This is a genomic window from uncultured Thalassospira sp., assembly GCF_963976115.1.
Lineage (GTDB): Bacteria > Pseudomonadota > Alphaproteobacteria > Rhodospirillales > Thalassospiraceae > Thalassospira.
The window spans coordinates 71,467-85,736 of sequence record NZ_CAXBJJ010000002.1 but is presented as its reverse complement, the minus strand read 5'-3'; the positions used below and the strand labels follow the sequence as shown (position 1 = coordinate 85,736).

Here is a 14,270-nt window from a genome sequence, read left to right as displayed (position 1 = left end):
AGGTATATCCGGCCCCAAACTTGGCCCTTTCGACTTGTGCAACGGCAACGAAACCGGGTTGCCCAATGTCCGCCAAAGAAAATTACCGATACCTGATGTCTTCGCAGCCTGCAGACGTATTCTTTGGAAATCTTCGCCCTGCGCTTTTCCAGGCATCCGGTATCCCTGCGTAATTATGCCTTTCGCCAAACATCACGGTTTTGGCGACACTTTCACACATCACAGGAGATAGACATGTCCAAAGGTCAAGACCGCCGCAAGGAAGAAAAAAAACCGAAAAAGAAAAAGCCCGAAGTCGCCCCAGCCCCAACCTTCAACAAGGGCCTGACCATCACGACGAAGCCAAAACCTAAAAAACCCTGATCGGGGTTTTTGGAACGGTCCTTCCACGTTGAAACGCACAACCCGAAAACGGACCCCGCGCGCAATGGGCAGGTCTCTGCCCGTCGCCACACCCTACCGAAACACCTAAACAACATTGTGGAAATTTCCACGTCTGTTGTTTGGCATACGATTTTTTTAATTCTATGGCCGGTATTTGGCCAATTATTGCCCTGGAGGCTTGCTGATGAGCGGTCGGTTACGTGCATGGTTACCGCTCCACCGTGGCAGCGCGGCCCCCTGGAATGATGTTAACCCCGTCCGGGCTGAACTTTTCGGGATGGAACGGCTGGAGCAGCACGCCGCCAGTCTGGCCCGGGAACAGCATATATCGGCATCACCACCGCGCGTTGCATCGCTGCAGCGTCGATTGGAAGACAACGCCGTCGCCCTGCTTGTCACGCGCCGGGCCTGTAGCCTTGAGCTTGGCGCCGGGCGCCCGATTGTGCCTGCGGCGCAGTGGTTTTTGGATAATTACCACCAGGTAGATGCGCAAATTCGCGAATGCCGCACCGACCTGCCGCCCAGCTACTATCGAATACTCCCCAAGCTCGCCAAGGGACCGTTTCGCGGATATCCACGGGTATTCGAGCTGATCTGGGCCTATGTCGCCCATACCGACAGCCATCTCGACGGCCCTGCTTTGTCGCGATATTTGCGCGCCTATCAGCGCATACAGCCGCTGACCATTGGCGAACTTTGGGCTGCGCCGATTACGTTGCGCCTTGTGCTTTTGGAAAACCTGCGCCGTTTGTCCGATCAGATCGCCTTTGGCCATCAACGGCGACACGAAGCCAACCAGTTGGCGGATCGAATTTTAGGGATCGATGATGCCCGGCCAATCTCGCTTGGCGATATTGATGCCCACCCGGATGATGACCTGCCTGAAGTCTTTGCCGCACAACTTGCCAAACGGCTGCGCGATTGCGATCCGCAGATCACGCCCGCCATCGCATGGCTGGAGGAACGATTGGCAAAGCAAGGCACCGAAGTCGATCTTGTGGTGCAACATGCCCAGGAACGGCAAGGTGCCTCTAACGTTACGGTACGCAACGTCATCACCAGCCTGCGGAGAATCTCCGAAATGGACTGGCAGGACCTGTTCGAAGGCGTCAGCCTGGTCGATGCGAAACTGCGCGAACATCCCGGTTTTTCGTCCATGGATTTCACCAGCCGCAATTTGTATCGCACCGCAATCGAAGATCTTTCCCGGCACAGCGACAGCAGCGAAACAAAAATAGCCGAGCAAGTTCTCGCCGCGTCAACCGCAGTGCCGGAAATGCCTGATGGCCCGCTGACAGAAACCGAAATTTTGCGCCGCAGTGACCCCGGCTGGCATCTGCTGGCCGAAGGACGACCCGCCTTTGAACGCAAAATTGGCTATCGACAGAACTTAAAGCGGCGAATTTCTTTCCGGCCCAGCCTGTCGGGCTATATCGGCAGTCTGGTTGGCGTTACGATAGGAATGCTTGCACTTGCCCTTTGGGCGCTTGGTATCCTTGCCGAAACGGGTGATACCGCACCCTCCCTGGCCCTGTGGGCGCTTTGGTCCTTTGCCGCCCTGGTTCCCGCCAGTGCGGTGGCACAGCTTTTGGTCGACCGCCTGACCGGATGGACCGTGCCCGCTGCCGCATTGCCGGGATTATCGCTTGAAGGCGGTATTCCAACAGCTTTGCGTACTCTGTTGGTTGTGCCCACCATGCTAACCAGTTCACGCGACGATCTGCAAGAACAGATCGAAGGGCTGGAAATGCATTTTCTTTCTGGCGCGCAAGGGGACATTACCTTTGCACTTTTAACCGACGGGCTGGACGCACCGCAACAGGACATACCCGGCGATGCTGCCACTTTGGCACTGATCGCTAAGGGAATACAGGGGCTGAACCAGCGCTACGGGCCTGGTCCGTCTGGCGTACGGTTTTTGCACCTGCACCGCCAACGGCGCTATAATCCGGTCGAACATATCTGGATGGGATGGGAGCGCAAACGCGGCAAACTGCACGAATTGAACCGCCTTTTGCGCGGAGCCACCGACACCGATTATCGCACCCCGGACGGCGGCACCCCGGTTGTGCCCTCAGGTGTGCGGTATGTTCTAACACTGGATTCCGATACACGTATTCCGCGTGATGCCGCACAGCGCCTGATTGGCAAAATGGCCCATCCGTTGAACCGGCCAGTGATTGACACCGCCCTGCAACGGGTCACCGCAGGTCACGCCATTTTGCAACCCCGCGTTACACCGTCCCTGCCTGCCGGGCGAACGGGCACAGCTTTTTTGCGTGCCACATCCGGGCCGGGCGGTATGGACCCCTATGCCACCGCCGCGTCAGACATCTATCAGGACCTTTTTGGCGAGGGTTCCTTTACCGGCAAGGGCATTTACGACCTTGATGCCTTTGAAACGGTTATGGCCGGGCGCGTGCCGGACAACACCCTGCTCAGCCATGATCTGTTAGAAGGCATCTTCGCACGGGCGGGGCTTGCCTCGGACGTCGAACTGGTCGAAGCCTTTCCGGAACGGCAAGACCTTGCCGCCCGCCGCGTACATCGCTGGTGCCGGGGCGACTGGCAGCTTCTGCCGTGGCTTGGTCCGAATGGCGGGCTTAGTGCGCTAGGCCGGATCAAGGTGCTTGATACGTTACGACGGTCGCTACTGGCTCCGGCAACCCTGACAATGCTGATTGTCGGCTGGCTGTTACCTGGGCTGGCTGCGGTATTGGCAACGGGGCTGGCTTTGGTGGTTTTAATGCTGCCGTCATTCCTGCATGCGGCGATTTCTGCTGTGCCGCACCGAACGGGGCTGCATCTGCGAACACATCTGCGACTGATGCACGAAGATCTCAAGCTGGCCTTGCTCCAGACCGGTCTTGCGGCGGCGTTTTTAGCCGATGCCGCATGGCGCTCGCTTGATGCCATTTTACGCACGCTTTGGCGGCTGGGGGTTTCCCGGCGGCACATGCTGGAGTGGACCACAGCCGCATCTGCCGCCGCGGCACCACGCCCCGATCTGCACGGCTTTGCCCGCGCCATGGCGCCTGGCACCGCTTTGGGCGTGGTTGGTGCCTTGCTCGCAGGCATCGTTGCACCTGCGGCACTGCCTTTGATCCTACCTTTTGCCGTGATTTGGCTTGCAGCCCCCTGGATCGCCTTTCGCGTCAGTCAAACGCCCACCCCCAAGCCCGACGCCGCACTCACCCCGGAAGATGCCAAATCCTTGCGCCTGATTGCGCGCCGAACCTGGCGTTATTTTGAAACCTTTGTCACCGCCGAGGATAGCCATCTGCCGCCTGACAACTTTCAGGAAGACCCGCGCCCCGTCATCGCGCACCGCACCTCGCCGACCAATATAGGGCTGTATCTTTTAGCAACAGTCGCGGCCCGCGATTTTGGCTGGATCGGGCGCCAGCAAGGCACGAAACGGATCGCGGCAACCCTTGCGGCGATGGAAGCCCTTCCGCGTCTTAAAGGGCATTTCTATAATTGGTATGACACAAGGGACGGTCGGGTTCTTGACCCGCCCTATATTTCGTCGGTCGATAGCGGCAACCTGGCCGGGCACCTGATTGCACTGGCCAATGCCTGCGACGAATGGGCCGACGTCGAAACACCCAACCTGCAACATCGCGCAACCGGCCTGACTGATCTTCTCGATTTAATCGAGATTGACGCTGCACGATCGCCAATTCCAATTAATCCCGCCCTGCAAGAAACGATCACAGCCTTACGCAACGGCCTGCAAAAAGACGAGATCGACTGGGATATCCTGCAATGCCTTACCGACCGGTCTGACAGCCTGCCCGATGAAACCGTGCCGTCGTGGATGTCCTTGCTATATGACGGCCTGATCGAGGCCGCCGCCGACGCCACCATGACCGAGGCTGATTGTGCCAGCCTGGCGCGACATTTGCGCCAACTTGGCCAAACAGCACGTCGCCTGGCGATGGAAATGGATTTTACCTTCCTGTTGGACCCTGACCGTAAATTGCTTTCGATCGGCTATTCCGTTCATGAAAATGCCCTGGATCCATCCTGCTACGACCTGCTGGCCTCCGAGGCCCGCCTGGCCAGTCTGTTTGCCATCGCCAAGCAAGATGTCCCTTTGCGCCACTGGTTTCGGCTGGGGCGTGCTGCGACAGCCATTCGGGGCGGGACAGCGCTGGTTTCGTGGGCCGGTTCAATGTTTGAATACCTGATGCCCGAACTGGTGATGTCCGAACCAGAGGGGGGCCAGCTTGGCCGCACCTGTCGCCTGGTCGTTGCGCGTCAAATCGCCTATGGCCGCGCGCAAGATGTTCCCTGGGGCATATCGGAATCCGGCTTTAACGCACGCGATGTCGAATTCACCTATCAATATTCAACATTCGGTGTTCCGGGCCTTGGCCTGAAACGCGGCCTTGCCGGTGATCTGGTGATCGCACCTTATGCAACGGGCCTTGCAACCATGCTTGACCCCGGCGCGGCACGACGCAATTACGACACACTGGAAGCCTTGGGCGGGCTTGGTGTTTGCGGTTTTTACGAAGCGATGGACTTCACACCCCGCCGTGTCTTGCCAGGACAACGCGTGTCGGTGGTGCAAAGCTATATGGCCCATCACCAGGGTATGACCATCGTTGCCATCGCCAATGCGCTCAACAACGGATTGATGCGGCAAAGATTTCACCGTGAACCCATGATCCATGCCAGCGAATTGCTGCTGCACGAACGTTTGCCGCGCGACATCGCCCGCGTTCTGCCCCCGCTCGAAGAACCCGCAGCACCCAGCACCCTGCCGTCAGACGCCGAGCGCGGCCGCCGGATTTCGGGTTGTCCCGACGGGCCGCCGGTTAGCCATCTGATGTCGAACGGGCGTTATGCCGTGATGCTCACAGCGACCGGTGGTGGCTATAGCCGCTGGGGCGATATTGCCCTGACCCGCTGGCGCGAAGATGCAACACGCGATGACCAGGGTGCCTTCCTGCATTTGCGCAACCTTACCGAAGGGTCCGAGAAAGGCTTTGGCCCTTGTGGCCATGGCCGAACCGACAACCGCCAGGATGTGCAATTCTTCGAGGACCATACAACCTTTACCGCCCGAACAGGGCAGCTTGACACCATGCTCGACATTCTGGTTTCAGGCGAAGCCGATGCCGAAGTCCGCCGCCTGTCTATTACCAATTCGGGGCGCAAAGCCTGCGAAATCGAGGTTAGTTCCTATGTCGAGCTGACATTGGCCTCGCCCGCCTCGGAAGCCGCCCATCCCGCGTTTTCGCACATGTTCGTCCAGACAGAATTTCTGCCCGAATATGGCGCGCTGATTGCCTGGCGTCGTCGGCGCAGCCCGCAGGAACCCGAAATATGGGCGGCACAATTCACCGTTATTGACGGCGAAATCACCGCACCGCTGCAATATGACAGCGACCGGGCAACCGCATTGGGCCGCGACCACGCACAGATATTGCCGCGCGCTATTGGCAACCCGGCACGACTGGCAGGGAATACCGGCACTGTGCTTGACCCTGTTTTCGCCTTGCGCAACCGGCTGTATATCGCGCCAGGGCGCACCGCACGGGTTATGATCTGGATGGTGGCTGCCAACAGCCGTGCCGCGTTGATCGACCTGATCGACCGCCATCACGACCACAATGCCTATGATCGTGCCCGCACACTGGCCTGGACACGGGCCCAGGTACAGTTGCGTCACCTTGGCATTTCACCGGGCGAAGCCGCCGATTTCCAGCGCCTTGCGGCACCAATCCTTTATCACGATGCCCGTTTCCGGCCACCTGGCGAAATGCTGGCACGCGGTGCCGGGCGTCAGTCGGGGCTTTGGCCACTGGCGATCTCGGGCGACCTGCCGATTGTATTGCTGCGCATCGACGATCCCGCCGATATCGGACAGGTTCGCAGTCTGCTTCAGGCGCATGAATACTGGCGCAACAAACAGCTTACCGTCGATCTGGTCATCCTCAATGAACACCCGGCTTCCTATATCCAGGAACTTCAGCTGGCAATTGACACTGCCCTTCGCAGCAGCCATTCGCGGCCCCGCAATGGCAATCATCTGGCAAGCGGGTCGGTCTTTACGCTGCGCGCGGATCTGATCGAACCCGAGGCGCGCGCACAGTTGCTGTCTGCCGCACGGGTGGTTTTGCTGGCCCGACGCGGTGATATTGCAAGCCAGCTTGGCACATTACTGCATGATCCGGCACCCGGCCCTGCCGAGGTCGGAGGCATCGGCGCGCATACAAACCAGGATGCCACCCCTGACGACCCCGCCAGCCCCCGCATACGGAACAGGCGCACGGCCCGGCTGAGTTCCGTGATCCCGCAGGCCAGTGGCGACGGCCTCGAATTTTTTAACGGTACGGGTGGTTTTGACAAAAACGGACGCGAGTATGTCATCGAGCTTGGCCCGGACAACACAACCCCCGCCCCCTGGATCAACGTTATTGCCAATCCCGGCTTCGGCTTTCAGGTTTCTGCCAGCGGCAGTGGCTTTGCCTGGGCCGAAAACAGCCGTGACAACCAGTTAACCCCATGGTCCAACGACGCCGTGGCCGATCCCTCTGGCGAGGCCTTTTACATCCGCGACGATGTGAGCGGTACACTGATTTCACCAACCGCCCGCCCGCTCGGCGTCACGGGTAAAAACTCAGACCAGGAAATTGGTCTGCACATTGTGCGTCATGGCTTCGGCTATAGCCGCTTTACCCATCAGGCCGACCACATTACCTGCGATATGGTGCAATTCGTCCCGCGTGACGCACCGGTACGCATATCGATCCTGCATCTGGTTAATACCGGCAAAATACCCCGCCAGCTTAGTGTTGCGGCCTATAGTGAACCTGTTATGGGTGTATCACGCGCGGCATCTGCCCCGTTCCTTATAACGTCACGCAACACGGAAACCGGCGCGCTTCTGGTACGCAACCCCTGGAACACCGCCTTTCCCGGCCGTGTGATGTTTACCAGCCTGTTCACACCCAATTGCGATGCCGAAAGCTGGACTGGTGACCGCACGGAATTTCTCGGGTCACATGGCAGCCCCGCCGCCCCGGCCGGACTGCGTCACCAGACAACACTGTCAGGCCGGGTTGGTGCCGGGCATGATCCCTGTTTGGCAATGATCAATACCCTTACCCTGGCCCCGGGCGACAGCGTCGAGCTCGTTCATCTGCTGGGCCAATGCACAGACGAAAACGCAGCTGTCGCACTGGTCAGAGAAATGCGCGCAACCGACCCGCACGCAGAGCTGGCAAAGGTGCAACAATACTGGAACGATACCCTGGGCGATCTTGAAATCGAAACGCCCGACCGCGCCATGGACATCATGGTCAATGGCTGGTTGCCTTATCAGTCGCTCGCGTGTCGCATCGAGGCCCGCGCCGCCTTTTATCAGGCCAGTGGTGCCTATGGCTTTCGCGACCAGTTGCAAGACAATATGGCGCTGACCCTGACCCAGCCCGCACGCACCCGCGCCCATCTGTTACGCGCCGCTGCCCGCCAGTTCCCCGAAGGCGACGTGCAACATTGGTGGTTGCCCCATTCCGGGCAGGGTGTACGTACCCGCATCTCGGATGATTGTGTCTGGCTTGGGCACGCGGTTGCGGCTTATGTCACCATGACCGGCGACACAGCGGTACTGGATGAACACATCAACTTCCTCGACGGGCATCGCCTTTGCGAAAACGAACATGATGCCTTTTTCCTGCCCGACGATGCAGGTCATGGGGCATCCTTGTTTGATCATTGTGCCCTTGGGCTCGACCGCGCCTTAAAGCTCACCGGTCAACATGGCCTGCCGTTGATCGGCACGGGCGACTGGAATGACGGCATGAACCGCGTCGGTGAAAAAGGCCAGGGTGAAAGTGTGTGGCTTGGCTGGTTGCTGTTGCAAACATTGCATTCCTTTGCTGCCCTGGCCGAGCCCCGCAACGCCACCATCGCCCATCGCTGGCGCGAACAGGCAGAGACCCTGCGCCAGTCAATAGAGGCCAAAGCCTGGGACGGTGCCTGGTATCGGCGCGCGACCTTCGACGATGGCACATGGCTGGGCACGGCATCGGCCCCGGCCTGTCGCATAGATTCCATTGTGCAAAGCTGGGCCGTTTTATCTGGTCAGGCCAAGCCCACCCGTGCGGCACAGGCAATGGCAGCCTTCGACCAACAGCTTGTCCGCCGTGCCGATGGTCTGTCACTGCTGTTTGATCCCGCCTTTGGCGTTAACCCCGAAGCAGAGGCCCATGACCCTGGTTACATCGCCGGATATCCGCCAGGATTACGCGAAAATGGCGGGCAATACAGCCATGCGGCCATGTGGGCCATCCTGGCCTGGGCCCGTCTGGGCGATGGTGATCGCGCGGCCGAACTGTTTGCCCTGCTGAACCCGATCAACCATGCACTTACCCGCAAGACCGTGCAGCAATATAAAACCGAACCTTATGTTGTGGCCGCCGATGTTTATTCCATTGCCCCCCATATCGGCCGTGGCGGCTGGAGCTGGTATACCGGTTCTGCCGCCTGGATGCACCGCGCCGCCATTGAAGGGATATTAGGCATCACACGCGAGGGCAATCGCTTGCGGATTGCCCCTGCCATTCCAAAAGACTGGCCGGGCTTTTCCGCCCGCCTCAAAGTCGCAGATACAATTTGCGATATTCGCGTGGAACAAACAGATCAGACCATATCTCGGCTTGATGGACAAGTCATCGCCCCCGCAACAGTGGCCTATCTCCCGCTTGATGGTGTCCCGCACAAGCTGTTTCTGGCCCTTGATCGTGACCGGACCAAAACGCCTGTCGGATGATAAAGTAACATGATGCGCGTGTTTTTCGCCCTTCGTCAGATGAAAAAACGACCGGGCTTTCGAAAAAAGAAGAATATTGCCTGCGTAAACTGTGATGAGCAGATCACACGCCTGCCATCTGTACGTGAATCAGCCGCCCGCCCTCCTGTGCCGACAACAGAACCTGTAATCCATCCTCGAGTTTCACATTATCGCCAATAGCGATTTCTTTATCGGTGGAAATGTTTTTCATGCCCGGCATCGCTTCGTTGACCAAATACCAGTCGCCATCATGCAACTGAAAATAGCCCACCCTTTTTTTCAATGCGGCATTGAGATGTTCATTGGGGAAAATCGTCCGGTTCACATGCCACGGAAAGATTGATTGGCCGTTCCATACCATCACACGATGATTGTCAGCATGAAAACTTCCCTTGGTCCGGCTTGAATACAGATTAAGCACCGGCAATTTACCACGATAGGCGGTGCCACAATGCGGACAGACAGGCGCACGTGAATTATCAAACACAAACCAGCCCATGTCACAGCCTGCCGAACAGGGCTGTATCATATCCATCGTGCGGATTAGCGCACTCTCCCAGTCAGCAGCAGACGGGCGCTTTTCAGGTGCATGCAAACCCGTGATAAAGGCGCGATCAAACAGTTCGGTCAAAAGCGGACCCGCCATTGTATAGGGACGTTCGGACGGATCGCCCCAAGGCAGTGACTGGGGTCTTAACTCGCCGGGGCGAACCCGGTTGCTCGTATCGTCGGGATGCTCGACAAAAAGTGCACGCTCTCCCATGCTTAGTTCCTCGTCGCGCGTGGCATCGGGATCGTTGACCTTTCGCCCGCGCAGCGGATGCCGAAAAAACAGATACATATAAATCAAAACGGCCAGCGCATGGCGATCCGTCGTCCGGGAGGGCAAAACCCTTGCCGGATCATCCTTGGAGAGATGTTGTGTCGCGATGACTTCGGGCGCGATGAAATCAGGCGTGCCAACAACATCAGGCGCGAATTTTCCGGGCACGACCAGCCCGTCAATATCGATCAGGCAAGCTTTGCCCTTTGTGGGGTCAACCAGAACGTTTTTGTAGCTTAAATCTGAATGCGCAAGGCCCGCCATATGCAATCGCCGCACCGCGCGCGAAATCGATAAACAGATCTGAAGATGTGTGAGCCAGTTGCCCTTCTCGCGGGGGTCCAGGAATTTCTCCCGGTTGGAAGCAGAGGCAAACCATTTGCCCTCCTTGTCCTTGCCCCGAATTTTAAGCATGTCATCTTTCACACTTCCGTACTGGAAAAAGAAATCTGACGCATAAAATGGCACGACAACCCCGATCCGACCGTTATGTTCGACGGTGTCTACAGGCCAGCAAAAGTAATCTTTCCAGAAATCGCCACTATCTTTATCAAAAAGATTGTTTCTATACCGCGTGGTAATTTCGCGCAGACGTTCCCTAAGGGCCGCGTCCTGCGCATCCCTGAAAAAACCAACCACATAGGTCTTGTCGGGGCTGACATAAATGTCTTTCATCGCCCCGGAAGCAATCACTTCATCAACAAAAGAAACCGGCTTTCCACCTTCAGATACCAGATTTACAATGGTCATTTGTCATGTGCCCGATTGGCGGGTTCGTGATCGGGTGCTGCGGGCGCCTGGGCCTGGGGTTCTTCAGGTTCGGGTTCAGGCTCGTCCTTCTTTGTCCGCTCGTCGATCTGAGGGTCCGAAACGGGGCGGCTTTGCGGCTTTGGCATCATCAAGGCGATGGTTCTGTCATCGTGATTTCCACGCGACCAGAAATCAAGCCAGGCCATCATTTGTTCCTTCAGGTCATCATTATCCGGATGAAAATCAACCTGTGCGCAAAGATCATTAGCCCAGAAATCCGCCCAGATACCCAAATTGGCAAAGGCGGCATCCGTTGGAAATTTAGGGTCTGTAATACCGTCGGTCATTGCGGCAAGAACAGTGTAGCTTTCGCCAAGGTCCACAAAGACGCGCCCCATGACAGATTGCGGGTCCCGGAACTCTGTCGATGCCAAAAACCGCGTCTGACCGGCAAATTCGCCACTGTCGGGCCGACACATTACAGTGACTGTTTGTACTGCGGCGTTGAAAATTGCGACACCGCCATCACCGATTGTGAAACTTGCGGTAAACCACCGATCCAACACCTTCCGGGAAATCGCAATCACAATCGTCGTTGAAAACTCTTGCGGCTCAAGTTTCATTGCGGCGGCCTTGTCCTCGATCGCGCGGGCCGCTCTGAGGGCCGCCTCCGGGAGGACGGGATAAAGCAGATCACTGCGCACTTCGGTAGCCCAGGAGTCAGGGTCCCGATCATATCGTGCCAGGGTTTCTTCAAGATAAGGATCTATCTTTTCGGCCAAAAGTCCCGGCAATGCCTCCATGACGGTTTCGCAGGCAATCTTGCTCCCCTCCCGGCTGAGTTCGGCTGACCCGGCCCCATCGGCAACGATTAGAATATGCCAACCGGTATCTGTATCGGCACGGATGCGAAAATCATCATCGCGATACTTGCCCTCCTGGGCGTGAGACCGACCACGCTTGCTGGCCGCCACGATAAGACCGTCACCCGTTTGGCTATCGAAATCCTGATCCGGTTTTGCCATCGGCGCCTCTTGATCAGAGGCAATGGTTTTCCACAGATCGCGAGGGTCCGGGATAATCGACAAACGGGCACGAATGACAACGGGCATATCGTGCTTGGTCGCTTTTAAAAACAGTGTGTATTCACCCGCTTGAATATCATGCCCCGAAACCTGACCATCTGACGAAATTGCCAAACCGGTTCCGCCATCATCGGTGATCTCAATGCCACAATAGCCCTCGATTGCGGCTTCATAAGGCTGACGAGACCGACCATTTTTCAGGTTAATCCGATCCGGTTCTAAAAGCGATGCCTCGAAACCCGTTTTCGGAATACCACCTGGCCCATTGATCAACGTTTCGTCCTCCTGAGATAGCGCGCTGCCCGACATCTGACGAGGAGCAGTGCGACTATTTATTTCCTCGGTAATTGGCACAGTACCATCGGCTGCCGTTGAATTCTGTATTGGGGTCTCTGTTTCGCCCGCTAACGATGAGGTCAAAACCGTGGCACCGTCACCTTCATCAACATCATCATTAACGTCTTTAGATAGGGTATCTTCAGTGCCGAAGTCCGCTTGATCGTCATTTGGGGGGTCCGCTTGAGAAGATCGATCCTTCGATACCTCTTGAAGATAGGCCAGAACGGTCAGTTCTTCTTCGGTCAGGTTTTCAAACCCCTTGGGAATATTTGACGGTACCCGATGGCCATTACAGCACAACGTCGAGACAAAAGACCGAAAGGCAATATCCTCGTAGGTTTTTTGCTCGGGACACCTGCTCATCCTCGGCCCCGCCCGATGTCAAAGCCACCATCCGATCCGTCTGAAACACCATAATTCCCGGTCTTTCCACACCAGGGGCAGGTTGCGGGACCATCACCCGTAACGCAGTGAATGCCGCCACAGGCACATACCGCCATGCCAAACGGCACATGGCAATGCGGGCAGTCGGGCTGCCCGATAAGTTGAACAGAACTGACACTTGCGTCAGAGCGCGACCCATCCGACAACTCAAAATAGTCTTCCTGCACCGGCACGGCTGCCTTTAGCAGATAGTCTCGCCTCTTGAAAAGCTCTGCCAGCCGTGGGTCCTGTGAACCGATCTGATTTAAATGACGTTCATATTTGACAACATATGGTGCTCTGTTTTTTGTGCAGCGGCCGACAAACACCGCATAGCGATCATCAACGGACTCAAACGGCAAGCGGCCCGCACTGCCCCCGGAAACATCGTCTCCGATCTTGGCCAAGCTGATACCGCCGCCCGCCGTGACACTGCGGGTTGAGCTTTTAACCGAATTGGTGATCCACATGATGAATCTTTTAAACGCCCCCTCTGCCGTGTCATCAAAGGGGATGATGTCATCGGTCAGGCGCGACAAAATCGCCGGGTCGCCCCCACCCCCGATGGAAACCGCAACAAGGGCAACACGGTGGGCATATTCCTGCTGCCACCGTCGCAGGGCCGGTTCAACATCATCTGTCGGAACGCCATCGGTCATAAGAAACACCAGTGGTTTCCAGTCCCCTTTTTGCCCGGCGGTGTTTACCGATACATTCCGGTCTATTTCGTCCATCAGATGAACAAGCGCACCACCCAACCCGGTGCCACCGCCAACAGGAAGATGCGGTGGCACAAATTCCGGCAGTTCGGTCAGGGGGGTCAGCGTTCTGGCCCGGCCGGCAAAGGCAATGACGGAAAGCCACGCCGTCTCGAGCGCATAAGGGTCGGTCATCAAATCTGACGTGATCTGACGCATCCCGTTCTCAAGCTCGATCAGGGCGTCACCCGCCATTGATTCTGAAACATCAATGACCAAAAAAACAGGAAACTTGCGCATTACAATACCACATTAATTTCCGGCGGCGGCGGCGGCAACCTGGTTGTTGTATTGCTGCCAAGGCTTTTATTCCCTGAAGCGATGACTTCGGAGACCCATTTGAAAAGCTGAGCAAAAGCGCTGCCATCCATCGTATCAAGACGCAAGACATGATCGCATAGCGGTTTGAGATCATCTTCGCGCGCTTTGGGGCCCGCGGCACAGCCAATGATGTTTGCAAAACCCAGCTTACGCATTGCAACACATTGTTCCTGATAAAGCTGCGTATCCGAAGGTTTGCCATCAGTCATCACAAACAAATAAGGTGCCCAATCGCCCTTGGCTTCATCTGTGCTTTTAATGATGTCGATACTAACCTGCTTGCCAAGTACCTCTAGCGCAAGCCCCAGATGTGTGGGGCCAGAGCGCGGCGTGGTTATCTGTGGAAGGACCACATCTTCCAGTGCCGTAAGCGGCAGGATCGTTTTCGCTTCGGCATCAAAAGTTATGATGGTCATATAAACTGTCTCAAGCGCATAGGGGTCCTGCCGAAGCGCGCCGATCAGGGTCTCCATGCCAGAATTGACAGCTTCGATGGGTTCACCCTGCATACTGCCTGACGTGTCGAGGAGAATATAGACGGGAAGTCTTCTCATGTTGGTCCTTTCAAATCTGTTCCT

At 57.0% G+C, this 14,270-nt stretch carries 6 protein-coding genes; 2 read left to right on the top strand and 4 right to left on the bottom strand.

The features are described from left to right. Positions 1 to 234 precede the first annotated feature (234 nt). A complete protein-coding gene (locus AAC086_RS02365; protein ID WP_339774817.1) occupies positions 235 to 363 on the top strand; it encodes a hypothetical protein in 129 nt (42 codons plus the stop codon). A gap of 205 nt (positions 364 to 568) precedes the next feature. Beyond that, on the top strand, positions 569 to 9,172 hold the full coding sequence (locus AAC086_RS02360) for a glucoamylase family protein (protein WP_339774815.1): 8,604 nt from the start codon (positions 569 to 571) through the stop codon (positions 9,170 to 9,172). A gap of 103 nt (positions 9,173 to 9,275) precedes the next feature. On the opposite strand, the gene AAC086_RS02355 is transcribed toward AAC086_RS02360, so the two are convergent. From AAC086_RS02355 to AAC086_RS02340, 4 genes are read right to left on the bottom strand one after another with little or no spacing between them, the layout of a single operon-like run. Continuing rightward, complete coding sequence (locus AAC086_RS02355; RefSeq protein ID WP_339774812.1) at positions 9,276 to 10,766, bottom strand: lipopolysaccharide kinase InaA family protein; 1,491 nt, start codon at positions 10,764 to 10,766, stop codon at positions 9,276 to 9,278. Next, entirely contained in the window at positions 10,763 to 12,553 is a 1,791-nt protein-coding gene (locus tag AAC086_RS02350) for a PP2C family serine/threonine-protein phosphatase (RefSeq protein ID WP_339774809.1), read from the bottom strand. The genes AAC086_RS02355 and AAC086_RS02350 overlap by 4 nt, the downstream gene beginning before the upstream one ends. Beyond that, positions 12,550 to 13,611 carry a TerY-C metal binding domain-containing protein gene (locus AAC086_RS02345; protein WP_339774807.1) on the bottom strand — a complete coding sequence of 354 codons (1,062 nt, stop codon included), beginning with the start codon at positions 13,609 to 13,611 and terminating at the stop codon, positions 12,550 to 12,552. Before AAC086_RS02345 ends, AAC086_RS02350 begins: the two co-directional genes overlap by 4 nt. Then, entirely contained in the window at positions 13,611 to 14,246 is a 636-nt protein-coding gene (locus AAC086_RS02340) for a VWA domain-containing protein (protein WP_339774804.1), read from the bottom strand. Before AAC086_RS02340 ends, AAC086_RS02345 begins: the two co-directional genes overlap by 1 nt. Between the last annotated feature and the right edge of the window lie 24 nt (positions 14,247 to 14,270).